The organism is Vibrio sp. 10N.261.51.F11 (assembly GCF_041471665.1).
GTDB lineage: Bacteria > Pseudomonadota > Gammaproteobacteria > Enterobacterales > Vibrionaceae > Vibrio > Vibrio crassostreae_C.
In genome coordinates this window covers 114,166-137,821 of record NZ_JBFROW010000006.1, presented here as the reverse complement: position 1 = coordinate 137,821, position 23,656 = coordinate 114,166, and the positions used below count along the sequence as shown (strand labels likewise).

Annotated in this window: 20 protein-coding genes; 7 read left to right on the top strand and 13 right to left on the bottom strand. The window is 45.7% G+C overall.

All coding sequences use genetic code 11. The features are described from left to right. Positions 1-43: 43 nt before the first annotated feature. A complete protein-coding gene (rpoC, locus tag AB4351_RS03720; RefSeq protein ID WP_017060527.1) occupies positions 44-4,246 on the top strand; it encodes a DNA-directed RNA polymerase subunit beta' in 4,203 nt (1,400 codons plus the stop codon). Between the two features lie 330 nt (positions 4,247-4,576). Here rpoC and AB4351_RS03715 read toward each other — a convergent pair whose 3' ends face one another. Beyond that, positions 4,577-5,074 carry an Rsd/AlgQ family anti-sigma factor gene (locus AB4351_RS03715; RefSeq protein WP_032545724.1) on the bottom strand — a complete coding sequence of 166 codons (498 nt, stop codon included), beginning with the start codon at positions 5,072-5,074 and terminating at the stop codon, positions 4,577-4,579. 165 nt (positions 5,075-5,239) lie between these two features. On the opposite strand from AB4351_RS03715, the gene nudC reads away from it, so the two are divergent. Continuing rightward, on the top strand, positions 5,240-6,049 hold the full coding sequence (gene nudC / locus AB4351_RS03710; RefSeq protein ID WP_102429034.1) for an NAD(+) diphosphatase: 810 nt from the start codon (positions 5,240-5,242) through the stop codon (positions 6,047-6,049). 299 nt (positions 6,050-6,348) lie between these two features. Next, entirely contained in the window at positions 6,349-7,416 is a 1,068-nt protein-coding gene (gene hemE / locus AB4351_RS03705; RefSeq protein WP_017060530.1) for a uroporphyrinogen decarboxylase, read from the top strand. Between the two features lie 103 nt (positions 7,417-7,519). Here the strand turns inward: hemE and AB4351_RS03700 are convergent, their stop codons facing one another. Next, the gene (locus AB4351_RS03700) at positions 7,520-8,113 is read right to left on the bottom strand and encodes a uracil-DNA glycosylase family protein (RefSeq protein ID WP_372103960.1); all 594 of its coding nucleotides are present in this window, start codon (positions 8,111-8,113) and stop codon (positions 7,520-7,522) included. Beyond that, on the bottom strand, positions 8,113-9,039 hold the full coding sequence (locus AB4351_RS03695; RefSeq protein ID WP_372125089.1) for a D-2-hydroxyacid dehydrogenase: 927 nt from the start codon (positions 9,037-9,039) through the stop codon (positions 8,113-8,115). Before AB4351_RS03695 ends, AB4351_RS03700 begins: the two co-directional genes overlap by 1 nt. 71 nt (positions 9,040-9,110) lie before the next feature. Here AB4351_RS03695 and AB4351_RS03690 point away from each other — a divergent pair, with 71 nt between their 5' ends. After that, positions 9,111-9,698, top strand: a complete 588-nt coding sequence (locus AB4351_RS03690) for a YjaG family protein (RefSeq protein ID WP_004729756.1) — start codon at positions 9,111-9,113, stop codon at positions 9,696-9,698. Positions 9,699-9,778: 80 nt separating this feature from the next. Here AB4351_RS03690 and AB4351_RS03685 read toward each other — a convergent pair whose 3' ends face one another. Beyond that, positions 9,779-10,930 (bottom strand): CNNM domain-containing protein, encoded by a 1,152-nt coding sequence (locus AB4351_RS03685; protein ID WP_372125087.1) that lies wholly within the window; start codon positions 10,928-10,930, stop codon positions 9,779-9,781. Positions 10,931-11,200: 270 nt separating this feature from the next. Between AB4351_RS03685 and hupA the strand changes: the two genes are divergently transcribed. Together hupA and AB4351_RS03675 are read left to right on the top strand one after the other, a co-directional pair. Then, positions 11,201-11,473, top strand: coding sequence for a nucleoid-associated protein HU-alpha (hupA, locus tag AB4351_RS03680; protein WP_004729753.1), 273 nt, complete (start codon positions 11,201-11,203; stop codon positions 11,471-11,473). A gap of 47 nt (positions 11,474-11,520) precedes the next feature. Beyond that, the gene (locus tag AB4351_RS03675; RefSeq protein ID WP_017063655.1) at positions 11,521-12,219 is read left to right on the top strand and encodes a DUF1481 domain-containing protein; all 699 of its coding nucleotides are present in this window, start codon (positions 11,521-11,523) and stop codon (positions 12,217-12,219) included. 181 nt (positions 12,220-12,400) lie between these two features. Here AB4351_RS03675 and purD read toward each other — a convergent pair whose 3' ends face one another. Together purD and purH are read right to left on the bottom strand one after the other, a co-directional pair. Beyond that, positions 12,401-13,690, bottom strand: a complete 1,290-nt coding sequence (purD, locus tag AB4351_RS03670; protein ID WP_017062702.1) for a phosphoribosylamine--glycine ligase — start codon at positions 13,688-13,690, stop codon at positions 12,401-12,403. A 214-nt stretch (positions 13,691-13,904) separates the two neighbouring features. Beyond that, positions 13,905-15,497 (bottom strand): bifunctional phosphoribosylaminoimidazolecarboxamide formyltransferase/IMP cyclohydrolase, encoded by a 1,593-nt coding sequence (gene purH, locus AB4351_RS03665; protein WP_372125085.1) that lies wholly within the window; start codon positions 15,495-15,497, stop codon positions 13,905-13,907. A gap of 325 nt (positions 15,498-15,822) precedes the next feature. Between purH and zntR the strand changes: the two genes are divergently transcribed. Continuing rightward, a complete protein-coding gene (zntR, locus tag AB4351_RS03660) occupies positions 15,823-16,263 on the top strand; it encodes a Zn(2+)-responsive transcriptional regulator (protein ID WP_017062704.1) in 441 nt (146 codons plus the stop codon). Positions 16,264-16,351: 88 nt separating this feature from the next. Here the strand turns inward: zntR and fis are convergent, their stop codons facing one another. From fis to acs, 7 genes are all read right to left on the bottom strand, one after another. Beyond that, a complete protein-coding gene (fis, locus tag AB4351_RS03655) occupies positions 16,352-16,648 on the bottom strand; it encodes a DNA-binding transcriptional regulator Fis (RefSeq protein WP_004729744.1) in 297 nt (98 codons plus the stop codon). Between the two features lie 23 nt (positions 16,649-16,671). Then, entirely contained in the window at positions 16,672-17,640 is a 969-nt protein-coding gene (gene dusB, locus AB4351_RS03650; RefSeq protein ID WP_032546269.1) for a tRNA dihydrouridine synthase DusB, read from the bottom strand. A gap of 140 nt (positions 17,641-17,780) precedes the next feature. Next, on the bottom strand, positions 17,781-18,668 hold the full coding sequence (gene prmA / locus AB4351_RS03645) for a 50S ribosomal protein L11 methyltransferase (protein ID WP_017055901.1): 888 nt from the start codon (positions 18,666-18,668) through the stop codon (positions 17,781-17,783). A gap of 170 nt (positions 18,669-18,838) precedes the next feature. Continuing rightward, positions 18,839-20,182 carry an acetyl-CoA carboxylase biotin carboxylase subunit gene (accC, locus tag AB4351_RS03640; RefSeq protein WP_017062706.1) on the bottom strand — a complete coding sequence of 448 codons (1,344 nt, stop codon included), beginning with the start codon at positions 20,180-20,182 and terminating at the stop codon, positions 18,839-18,841. Between the two features lie 15 nt (positions 20,183-20,197). Then, positions 20,198-20,650: an acetyl-CoA carboxylase biotin carboxyl carrier protein gene (gene accB, locus AB4351_RS03635; protein WP_017062707.1), complete on the bottom strand. Its 453-nt coding sequence runs from the start codon at positions 20,648-20,650 to the stop codon at positions 20,198-20,200. A 74-nt stretch (positions 20,651-20,724) separates the two neighbouring features. After that, positions 20,725-21,174, bottom strand: a complete 450-nt coding sequence (gene aroQ, locus AB4351_RS03630) for a type II 3-dehydroquinate dehydratase (protein WP_010435475.1) — start codon at positions 21,172-21,174, stop codon at positions 20,725-20,727. A gap of 322 nt (positions 21,175-21,496) precedes the next feature. Then, complete coding sequence (gene acs, locus AB4351_RS03625; protein ID WP_009844693.1) at positions 21,497-23,446, bottom strand: acetate--CoA ligase; 1,950 nt, start codon at positions 23,444-23,446, stop codon at positions 21,497-21,499. Positions 23,447-23,656 lie beyond the last annotated feature (210 nt).

Below are 23,656 nucleotides of genomic sequence, written 5' to 3'. Positions count from 1 at the left end.
TGCTACAGCAGTGAGCTCCTTTAACTCCTTACAGGAGCTGAATGTGAAAGACTTATTAAACTTTCTAAAAGCACAGCATAAGACCGAAGAATTTGATGCAATCAAAATCGGTCTATCTTCACCAGACATGATCCGTTCATGGTCTTTTGGTGAAGTTAAAAAGCCGGAAACAATTAACTATCGTACGTTCAAACCTGAACGTGATGGTCTGTTCTGTGCACGTATTTTTGGTCCAGTTAAAGACTACGAATGTCTTTGTGGCAAATACAAGCGCCTGAAGCACCGTGGTGTTATCTGTGAGAAGTGTGGCGTTGAAGTTACACAAACTAAAGTTCGTCGTGACCGCATGGGCCACATCGAGCTAGCTTCACCAGTTGCTCACATCTGGTTCCTAAAATCACTGCCGTCTCGTATCGGTCTACTAATGGATATCCCTCTACGTGATATCGAACGTGTTCTTTACTTCGAGATGTACGTAGTAACTGAACCAGGTATGACTGATCTAGAAAAATCTCAGATGCTTACTGAAGAAGAGTATCTGGATCGTCTAGAAGAGTGGGGTGACGAATTTACTGCTAAGATGGGTGCTGAAGCGATCAAAGATCTGCTTGCAACAATGGACCTTCATCAAGAAGTGGAAGAAATGCGCGAAGAGTTAGAAACGACTAACTCAGAAACTAAGCGTAAAAAAGTTACTAAGCGCCTGAAGCTAGTTGAAGCGTTCATTGCATCGGGTAACGATCCGCAATGGATGATTCTGACTGTACTTCCGGTTCTGCCGCCAGATCTACGTCCTCTAGTACCACTAGATGGCGGTCGTTTTGCGACTTCAGATCTGAACGACCTTTACCGTCGTGTGATCAACCGTAACAACCGTTTGAAGCGCCTTCTAGAGCTAGCTGCTCCGGACATCATCGTACGTAACGAAAAGCGTATGCTGCAAGAGTCTGTTGATGCACTTCTAGATAACGGTCGTCGTGGTCGTGCTATCACTGGTTCTAACAAGCGTCCTCTGAAATCTCTTGCTGATATGATCAAGGGTAAACAAGGTCGTTTCCGTCAGAACCTTCTAGGTAAACGTGTAGACTACTCTGGCCGTTCTGTAATCACAGTAGGTCCATACCTTCGTCTACATCAGTGTGGTCTTCCTAAGAAGATGGCACTTGAGCTATTTAAGCCGTTCATCTACAGCAAGCTAGAAACTCGTGGCATGGCTACGACAATCAAAGCTGCTAAGAAGATGGTAGAGCGCGAAGAAGCTATCGTTTGGGATATCCTGGACGAAGTAATCCGCGAACACCCAGTACTGCTTAACCGTGCACCTACACTTCACCGTCTAGGTATCCAAGCGTTTGAACCAGTACTAATCGAAGGTAAAGCGATTCAGCTTCACCCACTAGTGTGTGCGGCATACAACGCCGACTTCGATGGTGACCAAATGGCGGTACACGTGCCTCTAACTCTAGAAGCACAGCTTGAAGCACGTACACTGATGATGTCGACGAATAACATTCTGTCGCCAGCGTCAGGTGATCCGATCATCGTACCTTCTCAGGACGTTGTATTGGGTCTTTACTACATGACACGTGACAAGATCAACGTGAAAGGCGAAGGTATGTACCTTGCTGGCCCTGCTGAGGCTGAAAAGGCATACCGTACTAAGACTGCTGAGCTACACGCTCGCGTTAAAGTACGTATCACCGAAACTGTAGTAGACGAAGATGGTAACAGCACTACTGAAACGAAGATGGTTGATACAACTGTCGGCCGTGCAATGCTATGGCAAATCGTTCCAGCTGGCCTACCGTACAGCATCGTTAACCAAAAGTTAGGTAAGAAGCAGATCTCTACTCTTCTTAACGAGTGTTACCGTAAGCTTGGTCTAAAAGATACAGTAGTATTTGCTGACCAAATCATGTACGCAGGTTTTGCATACGCTGCACTTTCTGGTGTTTCTGTAGGTATCGACGATATGGTTGTACCTCAAGCGAAATACGATGAAATTGAATCTGCTGAAGAAGAAGTTCGCGAAATCCAAGAGCAATTCCAATCTGGTCTTGTTACTGCGGGTGAGCGTTACAACAAAGTTATCGATATCTGGGCATCTACGAATGACCGCGTTGCGAAAGCAATGATGGATAACCTATCTTCTGAAACAGTTATCAACCGTGACGGCGAAGAAGAACAGCAAGAATCATTCAACAGCATCTACATGATGGCCGACTCGGGCGCACGTGGTTCTGCAGCTCAGATTCGTCAGCTAGCAGGTATGCGTGGTCTGATGGCGCGTCCAGATGGTTCAATCATCGAAACGCCGATCACAGCGAACTTTAAAGAAGGTCTAAACGTCCTTCAGTACTTTATCTCAACGCACGGTGCTCGTAAGGGTCTTGCGGATACAGCACTGAAAACAGCAAACTCGGGTTACCTAACTCGTCGTCTAGTAGACGTTGCTCAAGACGTTGTAGTACACGAACATGACTGTGGCACGCATGAAGGTATCGACATGATGCCTCACATCGAAGGTGGTGACGTTAAAGTTGCACTTTCTGAGCTTGCTCTAGGTCGTGTAGTAGCTGAAGACGTTCTTAAGCCTGGTACTGAAGATGTACTGATTCCACGTAATACTCTGATTGATGAGAAGTGGTGTCAAATCATGGAAGACAACTCAGTAGATAGCATGAAAGTGCGCTCTGTTGTTACCTGTGATGCAGACTTCGGTTGTTGTGCACAGTGTTACGGTCGTGACCTAGCACGTGGTCACCTAGTGAACCAAGGTGAAGCAGTTGGTGTTATCGCTGCACAATCTATCGGTGAACCGGGTACACAGCTAACGATGCGTACGTTCCACATCGGTGGTGCGGCATCTACTGCAGCAGCAGAGAACAGCATCCAAGCTAAGACAACTGGTACTGTGAAACTTCACAATGCTAAGTTCGTAGTTAACAAAGATAAGAAACTGGTTATCACTTCTCGTGCATCTGAGATGACGATTATTGATGAATTCGGCCGTACTAAAGAGAAGCACAAACTTCCTTACGGTTCGATGCTAACCAAAGGCGACAACGCAGCAGTTACTGCTGGTGAAGTTGTAGCTAACTGGGAAGCGCATACCATGCCAATTATCACTGAAGTGGCAGGTCGTATCCAATTCGTAGATATGATCGATGGTATTACAGTTTCTCGTCAAACTGACGATCTAACGGGTCTTTCTTCAAGTGAAGTTACAGACGCAGCAGCTCGCCCAGCAGCAGGTAAAGATATGCGTCCAGCTATCAAACTTGTTGATGAGCAAGGTAACGACGTAATGATCCCTGGTACTGATATGCCAGCTCACTACTTCCTACCTGGCAAAGCGATTGTAAACATCGAAGATGGCGCTGAAGTTGGCATCGGTGACACACTATCTCGTATCCCTCAAAAATCGAGCGGAAACAAAGATATCACCGGTGGTCTACCACGCGTAGCTGACCTATTCGAAGCTCGTAAGCCTAAAGAGCCTGCGATCCTTGCTGAGCACACAGGTACTGTGTCTTTCGGTAAAGAAACGAAAGGTAAGCGTCGTCTAGTAATCACTCGTGAAGGCGGTGACGCTTACGAAGAGATGATTCCTAAGCATCGTCAATTGAACGTGTTCGAAGGTGAGAAGATTGAACGTGGTGATGTAATCGCCGACGGTCCTGAAACTCCACACGATATCCTGCGTCTACGTGGTATCCACGCAGTAACTCAGTACATCGCGAACGAAGTTCAAGAAGTTTACCGCTTACAAGGCGTAAAGATTAACGATAAGCACATCGAGACTATCGTTCGTCAAATGCTACGTAAGTGTACAATCACTCATTCTGGTGACTCTCCGTTCCTACCTGGCGAACAAGTTGAGTACCACAATGTTAAGATTGCTAACCGTAAGCTAGAAGCTGAAGGTAAAGAACTAGTACGTTTCGAACGTGATCTACTAGGTATTACTAAAGCATCTCTTGCAACTGAGTCATTCATCTCAGCTGCATCGTTCCAAGAAACGACTCGCGTACTAACAGAAGCTGCGGTTTCTGGTAAGCGTGATGACCTTCGCGGTCTGAAAGAGAACGTAATTGTTGGTCGTCTGATCCCAGCTGGTACTGGTTTCGCATACCACCAAGAGCGTCAAAAACAACGTGAAGAAGAGCAAGAAGGTCCTTCAGCTGAACAAGCTACTGACAATCTAGCAGCACTTCTAAACGCTGGTTTCTCTTCAGAAGAGTAAGCTCTACGAGTAGTCTCTAAGAGATAAGAAAAAGGCACCTTCGGGTGCCTTTTTTGTATCTGGCGTATTGGTATTTAGCTATGACTTATAAAGTGATAGGTGTGCTTATCTAGCTGGTGAGGTTGGATTTATGTCCTGAAGAGTGCTCTTTGAGGCCAGTAAGATAAAGGGTAGAGATGATTAGGCTGATTAGGGCTGTAACCATATGCTTATGGCTAAAGGTCAGGGCGAGCGAGTAAGCTCTGTCTGAAAGGTTCTGGGTAGTTTGGATAACCTTACAGACAAAACAAAAAGCTTGCACAGAGGCAAGCTTATTAAGGATTCGGCTAACTAAGCGCCTGGTGGAATCGCTAAACTGTCTGCAATAAGCTGGATAAGATTATCTTCTACTTCAAAACGTAGTTCGAGTAGTTCACCTATTTTGGACATATCTCCTTCGAAGTTAGGCAACTCATCGTCTGCATTTACTTTAACGTACTTATCATTGAATTCTAGAAGCGGCTCGGTTGTAAGTACGATCTTCGCGTAAGTTGTATCAATCTCGTCATTGGTTTTAAAGCCTGTTGCTTGCCATTTTTTCATGACCATATCGTAGATCTTAAAATGACCCTCTGAGATATAATCGACAACATGATCACAGAATGAGCTTATTTCTTTAGGAGAAGGGAGTTCAACAACGTTTGATTGCCCGTTGCTAGCTGGCTGCAGGGCACCTAGCTTACAATACTCAACGATTAGAGACTGTCGAGTTTCGAGCCAATGATCGATGACCTCATTAGAGCCACCCCATTGTTCTTGTATTTGTTTGAATTTATTTAGCATGACCATGTCCTCATGATCTGATCACAACCTTGTGATCAAGTAATTGCCTAAGCAGGGTCCGTTTTATTGGTAGCTACTAAAATTAATAGCTTGAAATATTCTCTGCTACAACTCTAGTATGAAATTAGATTGCCAGTAAAATGAACGAACTGCAAGCAATGAGGCATAGGGATGTTAAAAAAAAGTGATAACAAAATGACAGAGCAAGCTTATTGGTGCGTCGTTTCTGGTAGTGATATTTGGGTTAATAATGATCAGTTTCCGTTTGGCTCTGCTGAAGAGCTTGGGCTGAGTGTGGAGCATGCAATCTGTATTGGTCAGCATCAAGGTCGCAAGGTGTATTGGCTCAACGATTGTGATGTGGAGAATGAGCTGAGCATGGTCAGCCTAAGAGAGTTACTGCACTGGCCTGAAGTGAGTTTCTTGACTGCAAGCAAAGCCATCCAATATGGGCATATGACTCAAAGTATGCGTTTTTGCCCTCAGTGTGGTGGTCGAAATCATCTCAATCATAACCAGGTGGCGATGCAGTGTGGAGATTGCCGCACGCTTCACTACCCCCGTATCTTCCCGTGCATCATTGTCGCTGTACGAAACGACAACAAGATATTGCTTGCACAGCACCCAAGACATAAAACAGGCATGTATACCGTGATAGCGGGCTTCCTAGAGGTCGGAGAAACCTTAGAGCAGTGTGTGGCAAGAGAAGTCAAAGAAGAAACGGGTATCGATGTCGATAATATTCGTTATTTTGGCAGCCAGCCATGGGCGTTTCCATCAAGTATGATGATGGGCTTTCTCGCAGATTATGCTGGTGGTACGCTTAAGCCTGATTACAGCGAGCTATCGGATGCTCAATGGTTTGACGTAACAAGCCTACCTGATGTTGCTCCTGTTGGAACCATTGCGAGACAGTTGATTGAGAAAACCGTTGATGACGTGATGAAAGATGGTGTGACGGAGCAGATGCTAGAGCACTAATTTGCCTGTAATAGTATTTGGCCTATGGGTGGTCAAAAGCTAAAAAAAACCCTCCACAAGTGGAGGGGGTAAGTAAGATGTCGTTATGAGATGCTGAGTAGTGACTACTCAGATGTTATAATTGTAATTTTCGCTAGCGAACAAATTTTTAACATGCTCCCGTAATTGGGTGCAAATTAAGCATTGATTTAAAAGTTAATAACTTGATCTAGGTTGCAAAGCACACAGCTTTTACCCTTCAATCAGTGTTAGAATACTTGCCATCAAAACTAGACAAGATTGAATTGGAATTTAACGGAATGACCGAATTAAAAAACGATCGCTATTTACGCGCACTTTTAAAACAGCCTGTTGATTACACACCGGTATGGATGATGCGCCAAGCTGGCCGCTATCTTCCTGAATACAAAGCAACGCGCGCTGAAGCGGGCGATTTCATGTCTTTGTGCAAAAACGCGGAACTGGCATCCGAAGTAACACTTCAACCTTTACGTCGTTTCCCGCTTGATGCGGCAATCTTGTTCTCAGACATCCTAACTATCCCTGATGCAATGGGCTTAGGTTTGTACTTTGAAACAGGTGAAGGCCCTAAATTTGAGCGTCCTATCACGTGTAAAGCTGACGTAGAGAAGATTGGCCTACCAGATCCAGAAGGTGAGCTTCAATACGTAATGAATGCCGTTCGTCAGATCCGTAAAGACCTGAAAGGCGAAGTGCCACTGATTGGTTTCTCTGGTAGCCCATGGACTCTAGCGACATACATGGTTGAAGGTGGAAGCTCTAAAGCATTCACTAAGATCAAGAAGATGATGTACGCAGAACCACAAACGCTGCACCTGCTTCTAGACAAGCTGGCTGACAGTGTTATCGAATACTTGAACGCGCAAATTAAAGCGGGTGCTCAATCGGTAATGGTATTTGATACATGGGGTGGTGTACTGACTCCTCGTGACTACAACCTATTCTCACTGCAATACATGCACAAAATCGTTGATGGCCTAATCCGTGAAAACGAAGGTCGCCGTGTACCGGTTACTCTGTTCACTAAGAACGGCGGCATGTGGCTTGAGTCTATCGCAGCAACAGGTTGTGATGCGGTTGGTCTAGACTGGACAATCAACATCGCAGATGCAAAAGCTCGCATCGGCGACAAAGTTGCTCTGCAAGGTAACATGGATCCTTCAATGCTTTACGCTCAACCTGAACGTATTCGCGAAGAAGTGGGCAGCATCCTTGAAGGCTTCGGCGACGGTGGTACCGGTCATGTATTTAACCTAGGCCACGGTATCCACTTAGATGTACCGCCAGAGAATGCTGGTGTATTCGTTGACGCTGTTCACGAATTGTCTAAGCCTTACCACAAGTAATTCTGAGTAAGATTATTGAAAGCGCTGTTGGGAAACCAACAGCGCTTTTTTATTGTCTGAAATTGGCATTTGATGGCGGTTTAATCTTATTGTGTACAGTTAATCAGGCATTTGGATCATGGTAGGCCAAATGCTCTGAGATGTGTTTCCTGATATAAGGAATGACTTCATTTTCAAACCAAGGGTTCTTCTTGAGCCAGATATTATTGCGTGGCGAAGGGTGGGGTAATGGCAAAAACTCAGGCGCCCACCTTTGCCAATCACGCACGGTTTCGGTCAATGTGCTGGTGGTTTTGTTTGTTAGGTAATGGTTTTGTGCGTACTGGCCAATCAGCAGTGTCATTTGAACATTGGGTAGAGATTGCAGCACTTTGTTGTGCCAAAGCTCCGCGCACTCTTTGCGTGGTGGGAGATCACCACTTTTCCCTTTCCCCGGATAACAAAACCCCATAGGCACAATCGCGACTTTTTGCTCGTCGTAAAAAGTATCGCTATCTATCCCTAACCATCCTCTTAATCGTTCGCCACTGGCGTCATTCCAAGGGATGGACGACTCATGCACCTTGATACCCGGCGCTTGACCTATGATCAGCAAGCGCGCGTTTGGATGCGCTTGAATCACCGGGTTGGCACCGTGTGATAGGTGAGGCTCACAAGCTCGGCATTGTCGAATCTCTTTAAGTAACGAAGAGGACATCAGTAACCTTTATCAAAATCGATGACATGATTAAGTGTAAAGCCATCTCGCCACTGTTGGTAATTCTCGGCGAAGATCTCTATCACTTGCCTTGGCTCACTCAGCGCTGCAATGTGCGGGGTGATGGTCACTTGCGGTAATGTCCAGAAAGGGTGCTCCTGCGAGAGGGGCTCACTTTCAAACACATCCAAGAAAGCATGCTCAACCCACTTATTCTTAATCGCTAGCAGCAAGGCTTTGTTATCTAAGCTCTCTCCTCTGCCAACATTAAACAGCAGTACATTCGAGCAGTAACTTAAGGTCGTTTGATTGAGTAATTGATAGGTTTCAGCTGTTGATGGCAAGGTGTTGACCACAATATCCGCTTGCTTAAGGGCAGCCTCTATCTCATTGATGTGGAAAGTTTCTTTAAAGGTCTCTTGCTTTGTTGGGATGCCGGTACGGTTGACTCCAATGGTATGAATACCAAAGGCAGCTGCGGTTTTCGCTAAATGACTTCCGATTGAACCTGTTCCTAAAATCACCATGGTTTTGTCAGTTAGGCTAGTATATAGCTGTGGCTGCCAGCTTCGTTGTGCTTGTTGCTGGTGGTAGTGAGGGAAGTGTCTACAGTGGCTGATCGTGTAACCTAACACGTATTCAGCAATCGCAGGACCGAAGATGCCTTTGACGTTGGTCAGCGTATAATCTTGACGAAGATCCGGCTGAGTGAGTTTATTGATTCCTGCGTAGGTACTTTGCACCCAGTCTAGATGTTTAAACTCATTAAGTCGCTCCGCGATTAAAGGAGGAGAAGCCAGCACGATCTCAGCTAATTCGGGGTTTTGAGTGATTTCGAGGTCAGGTAACCCTTGGTTTAGAATCAGTTGCGTATAAGTATCGTCATGCTCAGTAAGAATATAGAGCTTATTCGTAAAATTGTTCATCGGCCTACCTTTTCCATCCTAGGTTTATCAAGTACACTTTCGCTGTCTTTTTCTGCAATTATTGAGTGACTATGCTTCAGAATCCACTGCAGGTTCGTCTAGAAAAGTTAGAACCTTGGCAACAAATTACCTTTATGGCGTGTCTATGTGAGCGTATGTACCCTAACTATGCCATGTTTTGTGAGAATACAGAATTTGCGGAAGCTCGAATCTATCGTGATGTTTTGGATAGCATTTGGGAAATCTTAACCGTTAAAACGGCAAAGGTGAATTTTGAGCGTCAGCTTGAGAAAGTCGAAGAGCTATTCCCAAGTGGAGATGATTTTGATTTCTACGGTGTTTACCCTGCGATGGACGCGTGCCAAGGCTTAGCAACGTTAATCCATGGCTTACTTGACCGTGAGCATCTGCTTGAAACTGTAATTAAAGTGAGTCAACAATCGGTGAAGACGGTTGCTGAGCTTGAGTTTGCTCAAGGCGCTGAAGAAGTGACAAACGAAAACCAGAAAGAAAACGAAGCGGTGTGTGAAGAGTGGGACGTTCAGTGGGCCATCTTCCGACCTCTACGTGAAACGACTGAGCGTGACCTAGAGCTGATCAAAGATCTACGCCACGAACTGCGTGAAGACCCAGTAAGTAACATTGGTGTAGCGTTATAATTCGCTATCGCATCAAAGTACGAATAAAAACAAAGGCTCCCTAGGGAGCCTTTGTTGTATCTGACGCTATCAAATTGAGATTAAGCGTCTTTTTTGTCTTCTTTTTGAACCTTGTCTTCATCCGCTGACTTTGAGTCTGAGGTGTCGTTGTCTGTTAGAGTTTTTTCCTCTAGCTCGTCCTCTTCATCGCGGTTTTCGATAACACCGTGTGTTTCTTTCCACTGCTCCCAACGCTGAAATGCCAGTTCTTGCATGTCAGTCGTTTTATCTGCCTCGTCGACGATCTCTTCGCCCACTAGGTGCTCAAAGATATCTTCTAGGGTGATGATGCCCTGAATCGTACCGTACTCGTCAACTACTAAGGAAAGCTGCAGGCGGTTTGCCATCATCTGGTCAAAGGCCTTAGCCAAGCCCATGTTGTTCAGCAACACGTGGATAGGGCGCATTACTTCACCCAAAGCTTTCTCACCACAACCGGCTTGCTGCAATCTAAACAGCTCTAAGCGGTGAACAAAACCGATGATGTTGTCACTCTGCTCGCTGTAAACCAGCGGACGTGAGAATGGCGTGTCTTTATGTTGTTCTAGGAACGTATTCACACTCATTTCCGCATCAACACGGAATACCACTGGGCGCGGCGTCATTACCTGAGTCACGGGTACATCTTGAATACCCAGTAGGTTGCTCAGGATTTTTGACTCGCCTTCTGCAAATTCACCGCTCTCTTTTGCCAAAATCGCCATTGCAGATAACTCATCACGCATTTTTGGTGCTTGGTGGCCACGAGCAAGACGTTTGGTGATCTGTTCTGAGAACCATACAAACGGTGTTAGGAATAACACCATCCAACGAAGCACGCTTGCCGAAGCAGGAGCAAGTTGACGCCAGTAGGTTGCACCAATGGTTTTTGGAACAATCTCAGATAATACCAAGATACCTAGCGTTAGCACGGCAGAGAAGACACCTAACCATTGGCTACCAAAAACGACAGCCGCTTGTGCACCTGCTGTCGCAGCACCGATAGTATGGGCGATGGTGTTGAGCGTTAAAATTGACGCAAGCGGGCGGTCAATATCTGTTTTCAGTTTGTCTAAAGACTCTGCTGCAGGGTGCCCATTTTGTTTTAGTTGAGCAATGTAGCTCGGACTAATACTCAAAAGTACAGCTTCCAAAACAGAACAAATGAAAGAAACTCCAATAGCAATGGAGACGTAAATAGATAGCAGCAGCATGTTTGCCCTTAAATTAAATTGTACGCTTTAGCAGCGATTTAGCGTGGATTATAGTGAAAAAGTAGTGGCTAGGTCATCATTAATTTTGCTCTCAGCCCCTTTTAAACAAGGGCTTGCTTAATAAAATCAGTAACAAATTGTGAGTTATTACTCATATTATGGCTAAAACTACGGCATTAGAGCTAAAGATCGACGACAAACCTTTGCCAGATGGGGCATTTATGTTTTAGAGTGAATTGAATTCAAAAATACAAAGAAGGGAAACCTAAAATGAACAAGACTCAATTAATCGACTTTATTGCTGAAAAAGCGGACCTTTCTAAAGCACAAGCTAAAGCTGCTCTAGAAGCGACTCTTGGCGGTGTTACAGATGCTCTTAAAGATGGCGATCAAGTTCAGCTAATTGGTTTTGGTACTTTTAAAGTAAACCACCGTGCAGCTCGCACTGGTCGTAACCCAAAAACTGGTGATGAGATCCAAATCGCTGCTGCAAATGTTCCAGCATTTGTTGCAGGTAAAGCGCTGAAAGATTCAGTGAAATAATCTAAACTGTACCGAGGTAGTCGTATTCCACCTCGGTACAGGTTTTTATGAAAAAAGCATTTCTTCTCGTTTCACTATTATCTACATTTCTTATTGGCTGTTCTTCAACAAGCCCTCGCAAAAACCTAGAGCAATTTGAAACTCACACTGGCGGCCAAGTCATGGGCGACGCGACGAGTTTCTACTGGGTTACAAACAAGCTAACACAACCTCATACTTCAGCTGACTACGTCACTGTCGGCGATTACGGCTGGTACCAAACTGATTATGCTTGGTCAGAAGGCGTGCTTCGTGAATTCATTCGTGAAGGCGAGCAGCGTAACTCTTCTAATGAGCTGGTTCCCTATCGAGTCCATGTGCGTTTCAATAAGTCAGGCGAAGCTGTGTATCAACAGTATCGTATTGATAGCAAAATCTTACCTATCCAAGCCAAGCAGCTTGAAAACTATCAGAAAGAAGCGACGTCGGTTCTAGAGACCACAACGAAGCAGCATGATGAAGGGCTTAGGCTGATTCAGGGTTACTGGAATGGCAGCTCTTTTAAAACGTGCGCTGGTGGTGAGTTTGATCGCATTGAATTTAACCAGACCTTGCCAGGCTTCGTGATTGACCGATTGGCGTCTGTGGAAAGCTATGCGGCGTTTCTTGGCAGTGATTCACTGGGTAAGATGAGCGTGGAAGAGTTACTGATGCTGGCTGAAGACAGCCATGATTGTGTCGTTAGGCCATCATTGTTGAAAGAATAGCGAGTAATCAAAGGATTGAGAGTATTTGGCCTACTGTAGGCCAAGTGCCTATTTGTCTGTACAAATACAGATTCTTGTGTAAATGAGATAATAAAAGGCGCCTATTGAGGCGCCTTTTTCTGTTATTCACTTGCTGTCATTTGCTTACTGTTATTGGAAAGTAAGCGAGCAACAAGATTGTTTACTGCTCTTGTTCGCGCGCAATCGCACGGTAACCAATATCATTGCGGTGGAACATACCATTCCAGCTAACTTGCTTCGTCAACGCGTAAGCGCGCTCTTGAGCCTCAGAAACCGTATTGCCCAGTGCTGTTGCACAAAGTACACGACCGCCGTTTGTCACAACGTCGCCAGCTTCATTATTTGTCGTACCCGCGTGGAAAACCTTTTGGCCTTCAACTTCGCTTGTTGGTAGTGAAATAACGTCACCTTTTGCGTAGTCAGCAGGGTAACCGCCAGCCGCAAGAACAACACCGATAGAAGCGCGTGGATCCCACTTCGATTCTGCTTCGTCGAGCTTCTCGTCGATAGCCATTAGGCAAAGTTCAACAAGGTCTGACTCCATACGCATCATGATAGGTTGCGTTTCAGGGTCGCCAAAGCGGCAGTTGTATTCGATAACTTTAGGTGTGCCGTCAGCATCGATCATTAGGCCAGCGTAAAGGAAACCTGTGTAAGGTGCGCCTTCTGCGTCCATACCACGTACCGTTGGGTAGATAACTTCCTCAAGGATACGGTTGTGGATTTCTGGAGTTACAACCGGCGCAGGAGAGTAAGCACCCATGCCGCCCGTGTTTGGCCCAGTGTCTTTGTCGCCAACACGTTTGTGATCTTGGCTGGTGGCCATAGGAAGCACGCTAGAGCCGTCAACCATTACGATGAAGCTTGCTTCTTCGCCTTCGAGGAACTCTTCGATAACAACGCGGCTGCCTGCTTCGCCAAAGGCGTTGCCCGCTAGCATGTCTTTGATTGCGTCTTCTGCTTCTTCAAGGGTCATCGCAACGATAACGCCTTTACCTGCCGCAAGACCGTCAGCTTTCACTACGATAGGAGCGCCTTGCTCGCGAACGTAAGCGATAGCTGGCTCAATCTCAGTGAAGTTTGAGTAGTAACCTGTTGGGATATCATGACGAGCTAGGAAGTCTTTAGTGAATGCTTTAGAGCCTTCAAGCTGTGCTGCAGCTTGAGTAGGGCCGAAGATTGGCAAACCTACTTCGCGGAATGCATCAACCACACCGATAACCAATGGTGCTTCAGGGCCCACGATAGTCAGTTCGATTTTTTTATCTTGAGCAAACGCGACTAAACCAGCGATGTCTTCAACGCCGATGTTTACGTTCTCTAGTTTTGGCTCAAGTGCAGTACCTGCGTTACCTGGAGCGATGAATACTGTTTCAACGTTTGGGTTTTGTGCTGCTTTCCAACCTAGTGCATGCTCACGACCGCCGGCACCAATAATTAATACATTCATTTTATTTTACCTTTGATAGCTTCATCAGATTACCTATTTCGGCGTCAAACATGCTCACTTATAGTCATAAGCTCCGCGTGTTTTCCTTGAACTAGGCAATCTGATTTTGCTCTAAAAATTAAAATTTCTATTAACGTTGATGAGTAAAACGCCAACATTAATGAACGGTTAAACGAATAAAAAAGGCTCTAGGAAAACCTAGAGCCTATTCTGATTAGTGGCGGAAGTGACGCATGCCCGTAAAGATCATCGCCATGCCGTGTTCGTCTGCTGCTGCGATAACTTCGTCATCACGCATAGAGCCGCCCGGTTGGATAACACACTTGATGCCAGCCTCTGCAGCCGCGTCGATACCGTCACGGAATGGGAAGAATGCATCTGATGCCATCACACAGCCTTCAACCTGTAGACCTTCGTCTGCAGCTTTGATGCCTGCGATTTTCGCAGAGTAAACGCGGCTCATTTGGCCAGCGCCAACACCAATTGTCATGTCGCCTTTCGAGTAAACGATAGCGTTAGATTTAACGTATTTCGCTACTTTCCAGCAGAATAGAGCATCTTTCAATTCTTCAGCTGTAGGTTGGCGCTTAGAAACCACTTTAAGGTCATCTTCAGACACCATGCCTTGGTCGCGGTCTTGAACTAGCAAACCACCGTTAACGCGTTTAACGTCAAAGCGAGTTGTCTTCGTTGTCCACTCACCACACTCAAGTAGGCGAAGGTTTTTCTTAGCCGCTACGATTGCTACTGCTTCAGCAGAAACTGATGGTGCAATGATAACTTCAACGAATTGACGCTCAGTGATAGCCGTTGCTGTTGCAGCGTCTAGCTCACGGTTGAAAGCGATGATGCCGCCAAATGCAGAAGTTGGGTCTGTTTTGAATGCACGGTCGTAAGCTTCTAGGATGTCTTCACCTAGTGCAACACCACATGGGTTAGCGTGCTTAACGATCACACATGCTGGCTGGTCGAACTCTTTCACACACTCAAGTGCTGCGTCGGTGTCAGCGATGTTGTTGTAAGAAAGGGCTTTACCTTGAATCTGGCGAGCTGTAGAAACTGATGCTTCTTCAGGGTTTGCTTCAACGTAGAATGCGGCTGCCTGGTGGCTGTTCTCACCGTAGCGCATGTCTTGCTTTTTCTCGAACTGTTGGTTGAACGTGCGAGGGAATTTGCTCTCTTCATCGCCTTCCTTGTTCGCGCCGTAGCTAGGAACCATAGTGCCGAAGTAGTTAGCGATCATGCCGTCGTAAGAGGCCGTGTGCTCAAATGCCGCGATAGCGAGGTCGAAGCGAGTCTCTAGGGTTAGAGATTGCTCGTTCGCGTCCATTTCAGCCACAACGCGCTCGTAGTCGTGTGCGTTAACAACGATCGTTACGTCTTTGTGGTTTTTCGCTGCAGAGCGAACCATTGTAGGGCCGCCGATGTCGATGTTCTCAACAGCATCAGCAAGGGTACAACCTTCTTTAGCAACGGTTTCTGCGAATGGGTATAGGTTTACAACAACCATATCGATAGGGTTGATACCGTGAGTTTCCATCACGTCATCATCTTGGCCACGACGGCCTAGAACACCACCATGAACTTTTGGGTGCAGAGTCTTAACACGGCCATCCATCATTTCTGGGAAACCAGTGTAGTCAGATACTTCTGTAACAGAGATGCCTTTTTCAGCAAGCAGGCGAGCAGTGCCACCGGTAGATAGGATATCTACACCACGGTTAGCAAGAGCTTGTGCAAATTCAACGATACCAGTTTTGTCTGATACGCTGATTAGAGCGCGGCGAATTGGACGAGCGTTATTCATGCTTCCATCTTCCTCAAATTCATGGGGTTAAAATAAAGATATTTGCCAAAAAAGAACTTGTTTCTATCTTCTTAGCGTGGATTATCTTAGATACCAGTAAGAGATAAAATATTGGCCAGTTTTGGTAAAGACCTTTTGGGTTAGTCTTATGATTAAGCTATAAGATAACCAACTCCAAATTTGATGGCGCAGATTCTAACTAATTTATTACAAAAAAGCTCGCGCAATCGTTTGGCATCTCAAAATTAATTGTGAAAAGTGCCATTTCAGCCTGAAAAGTAACGATAAGGTTAATTGTGGAATGGACGAAACAGTAGGAAAAAACATGTTTCAGATCGGTGAATTAGCGAAGCGATGCGGTGTGACAGCCGATACCTTGCGATTTTATGAGAAGAATAACCTGATCGCGCCAGCCAGTCGCAGTGACTCGGGTTATCGCCTATATGATGAAAATAACCAGAAACAGGTGACGTTTATTCTCAAATCTAAAGCGTTGGGGCTGAGTTTGGACGAGATTAAAGAATTGCTTGAGATTCGCCTCGAGGCCACACAGCACAGTTGCGCTGAAGTGAAGTCGATTACCTCAGCAAAGCTAGAGATGATTGATGAGAAGATTACCGAGTTAACTAAGATTCGCACCGCACTTAAAAAGATTAATGATGCGTGTTGTGGTCACGTAGACGATGATGCAAGCCATTGTTCGATTCTAGCAGCCTTGGACTCAGCAAACGTCGACAAAGGTCGCTGCTGTCGCACTGGAGAGTAATCAGCGACTATCACGGATCGACAAGCCAAAAAAAAACCAAACTCAACAATGAGCTTGGCTTTCAATTCAATAAATTACGAAAGAACGATTAGTTCATGCCGTATTTTTTAAGTTTCTTGCGAAGAGTACCGCGGTTAATACCCATCATGGTTGCTGCGCGAGTTTGGTTACCGCGAGTGTACTGCATGATAGTGTCTAGTAGTGGCTGTTCAACTTCAGCTAATACTAATTCGTATAACTCGCTGACTTCTTGACCGTTTAATTGAGCAAGGTAATTTTTCAATGATGCTTTAACTGAGTCACGTAGTGGCTTCTGCGTGATTTGGTCTTGTGATGTAACTGTAGTTACTGTCAATGCTTCTGAAGTCAGATTTTGTTCGAACATATTCGGTCTAGCTCTTCTCGTAATTATGGTGCAACGTTATCAAAAAAACCTTCTAGCGCTTCAAGCTGCAGATCACCTGCTTCGAATGCGTTGAAGGTACGGCGAAACTCACTCGCTTGTTCATGTTCTTTTAGATACCAACCCACATGCTTACGAGCGATGCGAGGGCCTAAAAACTCTCCATAAAATTCATGTAGAGCGTGCACATGACCAAGCATGATGTCTTTCACTTCCGAAATCGGGAGTGGGTCCATCGTGGTGCCGTTTTCCAAATAGTGTAGGATTTCGTTAAAAATCCAAGGACGTCCTTGGGCAGGTCGACCTATCATTAAAGCATCAGCGCCGGTGTACTCCAGCACAAACTTCGCTTTTTCCGGACTATCGATATCACCGTTAGCGATAACCGGAATAGATACTGCTTGTTTCGCTGCTTTAATGTGTTTGTATTCTGCCTCACCTTTGTACATACAAGCGCGAGTTCTTCCATGGAGCGCAAGAGCTTGTATGCCGCAGTCTTCGGCTATTTTCGCGATTTGGACACAGTTTCTATTGTCTGTATCCCAGCCTGTGCGCGTTTTCAACGTTACTGGAACGTCGACAGCATTTACCACCGCTTTCAGAATGTCTTCAATGAGTTCTGGATGCTGCAGTAAGGCTGAGCCCGCAAGCTTCTTATTCACTTTTTTGGCTGGACAACCCATGTTGATATCGATGATTTGCGCACCGTTATCGACATTAAATTGAGCAGCCTCGGCCATAAGCTGTGGATCTGCACCAGCGATTTGTACTGAACGAATGCCCGATTCGCCTTCATGTACCATACGCTGCTGAGACTTTGACGTTTTCCAAACTTTCGGATTGGAGGACATCATTTCACTGACTGCCATCCCCGCACCGTAGCGAAGACACAACTCACGGAATGGTCTATCCGTTACGCCAGCCATAGGAGCGACGATTAGATTGTTCTTAAGTTGATAATTTCCGATTTTCAAAAATGTCATCACAGTTCTGTACCAGCAAGGGCGCGCATTTTACGCATTTTTTCGCTGCGTGAAAAGACTAATATTTGAGCATTTACAATTTGTTTTTGTAATTTGTTTAAATTTCAGTCAATTAGCGCCCAAAGTCTTGTCTAGCCTTGCTTGCGACCTGAGATTCGACACCATTCTTGTTGTTCGATGATCGGATCAATGTGAAGCTCATCACGATAATAAGTGGCAACATCTTCTGCTTGTGTATCTAAAACACCCGACATCGCAAGTACACCATTTGGCTTAACTAGGCCCTTGATGATGCCAGAAAGGTCGCGTAATGGACCCGCAAGAATGTTGGCAACAACAACGTCTGCTAGCAAACCTTCCGGTTGATCTTGTGGCAAGAACACCTCTAGTTGCTCAGCAACGCCATTGCGTTGTGCGTTGTCTTTTGATGCAAGCAGAGCTTGAGGATCAATGTCGATCCCGATAACTTTTGCTGCGCCTAGTTTGATCGCAGCGATCGCTAGGATGCCTGAGCCACAACCGAAGTCGATCACGGTTTTGCCTGCAAGGTCTAAGCCTTCAAGCCACTCAAGACACAATGCCGTTGTCGGGTGAGTACCTGTACCAAATGCAAGGCCAGGGTCTAGCATTACGTTAACAGCGTCAGGTTCAGGGATATCGCGCCAGCTAGGGCAGATCCATAAACGCTCACCAAACTTCATTGGGTGGAAGTTGTCCATCCATTCACGCTCCCAATCCTTGTCTTCAATTTGCTCTACTTTATGAGCAAAGTCTGCAGGGAACATGTTGCTTGCTTTAATCTGCGCTAGAACGACACCAGTATCAGTCTCAGCGTCGTAAAGCGCGAGAATGTCAGTATCACCCCAAAGGCGAGTTTCGCCTGGCAGAGGCTCAAATACAGGGGTATCTTGTGCATCCAGGAAAGTTACAGAAAGAGCACCAGTCTCTTCCATTAACATGTCGCCGATTTGTTCGGCATTTTCATTGGTAGCATTAAGCTTGATTTGAATCCAAGGCATGGCTGCATCTTCTATATGAGAAAAATTGGATGGCGAGTCTAGCAGAAAATATGAGCAAATTCACCAAAACCCCACGGAATATAATGGGGATTAAAGATTGATTTTTTCGGCGGTTCAAAAACAAAAATGCTCACCGAAGTGAGCATTTTGACTGTTCTTAAACGAACGGATTATGACAAACCAAGTTTCTTCTCAAGGTAGTGGATGTTTGCACCACCGTGTTGGAAGTTTTCGTCGTTCATAATAGACAGTTGAAGCTCAGTATTAACGTTAATACCTTCAACAATCATTTCACCCAATGCGTTCTTCATACGAGCGATAGCAACATCACGGTTCTCACCGTAAGTGATCAGCTTACCAATCATTGAATCGTAGTGTGGTGGCACTGTGTAACCCGTGTAGATGTGAGATTCCCAACGTACGCCCATGCCGCCTGGTGCGTGGAAACGTTCAATCTTACCTGGTGAAGGTAGGAAACGAACTGGATCTTCAGCATTGATACGACATTCGATTGAGTGGCCACGCAGCTTAATGTCATCCTGAGTGAATGATAGAGGCTGACCAGCTGCAATACGTAGCTGTTCTTTCACTAGGTCGATACCCGTTACCATTTCAGTAATCGTGTGTTCAACCTGGATACGAGTGTTCATTTCGATGAAGTAGAATTCACCGTTCTCGTATAGGAATTCAAATGTACCTGCACCGCGGTAACCGATCTCAATACATGCACGAGTACAACGTTCGCCAATGTACTTACGCATCTCTTCAGTGATACCTGGAGCTGGCGCTTCTTCCACAACTTTCTGGTGACGACGTTGCATTGAACAGTCACGCTCACCTAGGTGGATAGCATTACCTTGGCCATCTGCAAGCACTTGTACTTCAATGTGACGTGGGTTTTCTAGGAATTTCTCCATGTAAACCATGTCGTTGTTGAAACATGCTTTTGCTTCAGCACGAGTCATCGCGATAGCTTCTGTTAATTCTGCTTCAGAACGAACAACACGCATACCACGACCGCCGCCGCCGCCAGATGCCTTGATGATAACTGGGAAGCCAATGCGTTTAGCGTGCGCTTTGTTTTTTGCTTCGTCGTCGTCAAGAGGGCCGTCAGAACCTGGTACACAAGGTACGCCAGCTTTCTTCATTGACGTGATAGCTGACACTTTGTCACCCATCATGCGAATGGTTTCAGCTTTAGGGCCAACGAAGATAAAGCCACTGCGCTCTACCTGTTCTGCAAAGTCTGCATTTTCAGATAGGAAGCCGTAGCCAGGGTGAACAGCTACTGCACCTGTAACTTCAGCTGCGCTGATGATACGAGGGATGTTTAGGTAGCTATCGATACCACGAGCTGGACCGATACAAATGGTTTCGTCTGCAAGCAGTACGTGCTTAAGGTCACGGTCAGCAGTTGAGTGAACCGCTACCGTTTTAATGCCAAGCTCTTTACATGCACGCAGAATACGTAGTGCAATCTCACCACGGTTCGCGATTACTAATTTATCTAACATAATGAGTGCTCTCTATTATTCGATAATTACTAGAGCTTGGTCGAATTCTACTGGTTGACCGTCTTCAACTAGGATAGCTGTTACAACACCAGATTTATCAGCTTCGATTTGGTTCATCATTTTCATTGCTTCAACGATACATAGCGTTTCGCCAGCAGTTACAGATTGACCAACTTTAACGAATGGTTTTGCGTCTGGGCTTGGAGCGCCGTAGAAAGTACCAACCATTGGAGAAAGAACTTGGTGACCAGCTGGAACTGCAGGAGCTGCTGCTTCTGCTGCTACAGGTGCCGCCGCAGGAGCTGCTGCCGCTACAGGTGCTGGAGCAGCTGCATATTGAACAGGTGCTACAGGTGCAGTGCTGTTACGACTGATTCGTACTGACTCTTCACCTTCAGAGATTTCTAGCTCAGAAATACCAGACTCTTCAACCAATTCGATTAGCTTTTTGATTTTGCGAATATCCATTGTTTCTTTCTCTTTATCTGTTAATTGAACTTACTCTATGACTGAGTAGGTTAGTAATAGTTCGTTGTTTATGTTTACTTTGAGTTGAGCTTGCTGAGCGCAGCGGTCAAAGCAAATTGATAACCTTGGGCACCTAAGCCACAAATCACACCTTCTGCTTTATCAGATAGGTAAGAGTGGTGACGGAATGGTTCACGCGCGTGAACATTCGATAGATGAACCTCAATAAATGGTATGGCAACGCCAAGTAGTGCATCACGCAGTGCCACACTGGTATGTGTAAAGGCTGCTGGGTTGATAATAATAAAATCAACATTTTGATAAGCACTATGGATAGCTTCAATCAGTTCATACTCACGATTTGACTGTAAGTGAGATAGCTCAACATCGTGTGCTTTCGCTTGCTCGGTCAGTGAGCTAATAATCTGGTCAAGTGTTTGAGAACCGTAGTGTGCGGGCTCTCTAAGGCCTAACAGGTTAAGGTTTGGGCCATTTAAAACTAGAATGCGAAACTTTGTAGACATCGTGGGGCTATCTTCCTTTATCGTGTTTACGAACGTGAATGTTGCCATTTTATTGAAAATTTGCGGTTAATTTCCAGTGAGAAAAACCCAAATTTAAAAATTAGAACCAGATTATAGCTAATTCAGCGCAAATCGCAGCAATTTACTGGTCTAATCTCCTATTGATACAGCTTGGAATTGTTACCAACTTAACAAAAAAGCGTCTTAGCCTTAATTTGGGGCGGGATATTTGAGATCAAGATCAGCCATAAAAAAACCGCCACATAGGTGACGGTTTAGAAAGTGCTGTTTTAAACAGTGATTAGCTGCTGTGACTGGTTGCTTATGCCAGTTCTGCTTTCTCGGCAATCAGCTTATCAACCACACTTGGGTCGGCCAGTGTCGAGGTATCACCTAGGTTACCTGTATCGCCAGTCGCGATTTTACGCAGGATACGACGCATGATTTTACCCGAACGAGTTTTTGGTAGAGAGTCGGTCCAGTGCAGTACATCTGGCGTTGCAATTGGGCCAATCTCTTTACGTACCCAGTCTTTTACTTCTTTATGAAGCTCTGCGGTTGGGAACTCACCATCATTCAGCGTGATGTAAGCGTAAATCGCTTGGCCTTTAATATCATGAGGGATGCCCACAATCGCGGCTTCTGCAATCTTATCGAACGCGACTAGAGCCGATTCAATCTCAGCAGTACCCATACGGTGACCTGATACGTTAAGTACATCATCGACACGCCCCGTAATCCAGTAGTAACCGTCTTCATCACGACGAGCGCCGTCACTGGTGAAGTACATGCCTTTAAAGGTCGAGAAGTAAGTCTGTTCGAAGCGGTCATGATCGCCATGAACGGTACGCATTTGGCCTGGCCAAGAGTCAAGAATCACTAGGTTGCCGTCTGTTGCACCCTCAATGATGTTACCCATGTTATCAACCAGTGCCGGTTGCACACCGAAGAATGGACGAGTTGCAGAGCCCGGTTTCAGGTCTGTTGCGCCTGGTAGCGGTGCAATCAAGATACCGCCCGTTTCTGTTTGCCACCATGTATCAACAATTGGAGATTGCTCATTACCGATTGTTTTGTAGTACCACTCCCACGCCTCTGGGTTGATAGGTTCACCCACTGAGCCCATGATTCTTAGGCTGTCACGAGAAGTACCTTCAACGGCTTCATTGCCTTTCGCCATCAATGCACGAATAGCCGTTGGCGCCGTATAAAGAATATTAACTTGGTGCTTATCGACCACTTCGCTCATGCGGCTGGTGTTCGGGTAATTTGGCACGCCTTCAAACAGAATCGTTTTTGCGCCATTAGCAAGCGGTCCGTAAACAAGATATGTGTGACCGGTAATCCAACCCACATCGGCTGTACACCAGAAAGTCTCGCCTTCTTGGTAATCGAATACGTATTTGAAGGTCATCGCAGCATAAACAAGGTAGCCACCTGTGGTGTGCATAACGCCTTTAGGTTTACCTGTTGAGCCTGACGTATAAAGGATGAATAGTGGATCTTCTGCGTTCATCTCTTCTGGTGGGCAATCTGCAGATACATTAGCAATAGCATCGTGCCACCACACATCGCGATGTTCGTGCCATGCCACATCACCGCCAGTGCGTTTGAATACAACAACCTTCTCGATGTTTTTCACTTCAGGGTTCGTCAGTGCTTCATCGACATTCTTTTTCAGTGGAACAGCACGGCCGCCACGCACGCCTTCATCGGCAGTGATAACGACTTTAGAATTTGAATCGATAATACGACCAGACAGTGCTTCTGGTGAGAAACCACCAAATACGACTGTGTGAACCGCACCGATACGGGTACACGCCAGCATGGCTACTGCCGCTTCTGGCACCATTGGCATGTATAAACAAACCACATCACCTTTGCGCACGCCTTGCTCTTTTAGAGCATTCGAAAACAGGCACACTTCTTTATGCAGTTCATTAAAAGTTAGAGTTTTATCATCTGCCGGGTCATCGCCTTCCCAGATGATAGCGACTTCATCACCGCGCTCAGCAAGGTGGCGGTCGATACAGTTAGCCGAAACGTTAAGCGTGCCATCTTCAAACCAGCGAATATCAATGTGGCCAGGGTCGAAAGAGGTGTTTTTTACTTGTGTGAAAGGTTTGATCCAATCAACGATTTTTCCGTGTTCACCCCAAAAGCCTTCAGGGTCAGAAACAGATTGCTGGTACATGGCTAGGTAAGTGTCATTATCCGCGTGTGTGGTTGATTTAATATTTTCTTTTACCGGATAAACGTGGGCTTCACTCATTGCATCTCTCCTTGTGCCTACATTCCTAATGAACTGGCAACTTCCTTTGTGTTCAGTTTCTAGGTCTATTACAGAACCGTCTTTGTGTTATCACTCTCGGCTAGGACGGCGATTTCCACAATTAGACTTTAGGATGAGACGCTGCTTTTCACTTACAAAATAGCGAGTTAAGTTCAATTTTGAGATGTTGCTCTCTATGTGAAGCGCCAG

Excerpts from the sequence above, each read along its gene's own strand:
- AB4351_RS03715 (WP_032545724.1), bottom strand. The coding sequence starts at position 5,074 with ATGGTCATGCTAAATAAATTCAAACAAATACAAGAACAATGGGGTGGC.
- nudC (WP_102429034.1), top strand. The coding sequence starts at position 5,240 with ATGTTAAAAAAAAGTGATAACAAAATGACAGAGCAAGCTTATTGGTGC.
- hemE (WP_017060530.1), top strand. The coding sequence starts at position 6,349 with ATGACCGAATTAAAAAACGATCGCTATTTACGCGCACTTTTAAAACAG.
- AB4351_RS03700 (WP_372103960.1), bottom strand. The coding sequence starts at position 8,113 with ATGTCCTCTTCGTTACTTAAAGAGATTCGACAATGCCGAGCTTGTGAG.
- AB4351_RS03695 (WP_372125089.1), bottom strand. The coding sequence starts at position 9,039 with ATGAACAATTTTACGAATAAGCTCTATATTCTTACTGAGCATGACGAT.
- AB4351_RS03690 (WP_004729756.1), top strand. The coding sequence starts at position 9,111 with ATGCTTCAGAATCCACTGCAGGTTCGTCTAGAAAAGTTAGAACCTTGG.
- AB4351_RS03685 (WP_372125087.1), bottom strand. The coding sequence starts at position 10,930 with ATGCTGCTGCTATCTATTTACGTCTCCATTGCTATTGGAGTTTCTTTC.
- hupA (WP_004729753.1), top strand. The coding sequence starts at position 11,201 with ATGAACAAGACTCAATTAATCGACTTTATTGCTGAAAAAGCGGACCTT.
- AB4351_RS03675 (WP_017063655.1), top strand. The coding sequence starts at position 11,521 with ATGAAAAAAGCATTTCTTCTCGTTTCACTATTATCTACATTTCTTATT.
- purD (WP_017062702.1), bottom strand. The coding sequence starts at position 13,690 with ATGAATGTATTAATTATTGGTGCCGGCGGTCGTGAGCATGCACTAGGT.
- purH (WP_372125085.1), bottom strand. The coding sequence starts at position 15,497 with ATGAATAACGCTCGTCCAATTCGCCGCGCTCTAATCAGCGTATCAGAC.
- zntR (WP_017062704.1), top strand. The coding sequence starts at position 15,823 with ATGTTTCAGATCGGTGAATTAGCGAAGCGATGCGGTGTGACAGCCGAT.
- fis (WP_004729744.1), bottom strand. The coding sequence starts at position 16,648 with ATGTTCGAACAAAATCTGACTTCAGAAGCATTGACAGTAACTACAGTT.
- prmA (WP_017055901.1), bottom strand. The coding sequence starts at position 18,668 with ATGCCTTGGATTCAAATCAAGCTTAATGCTACCAATGAAAATGCCGAA.
- accC (WP_017062706.1), bottom strand. The coding sequence starts at position 20,182 with ATGTTAGATAAATTAGTAATCGCGAACCGTGGTGAGATTGCACTACGT.
- accB (WP_017062707.1), bottom strand. The coding sequence starts at position 20,650 with ATGGATATTCGCAAAATCAAAAAGCTAATCGAATTGGTTGAAGAGTCT.
- aroQ (WP_010435475.1), bottom strand. The coding sequence starts at position 21,174 with ATGTCTACAAAGTTTCGCATTCTAGTTTTAAATGGCCCAAACCTTAAC.
- acs (WP_009844693.1), bottom strand. The coding sequence starts at position 23,446 with ATGAGTGAAGCCCACGTTTATCCGGTAAAAGAAAATATTAAATCAACC.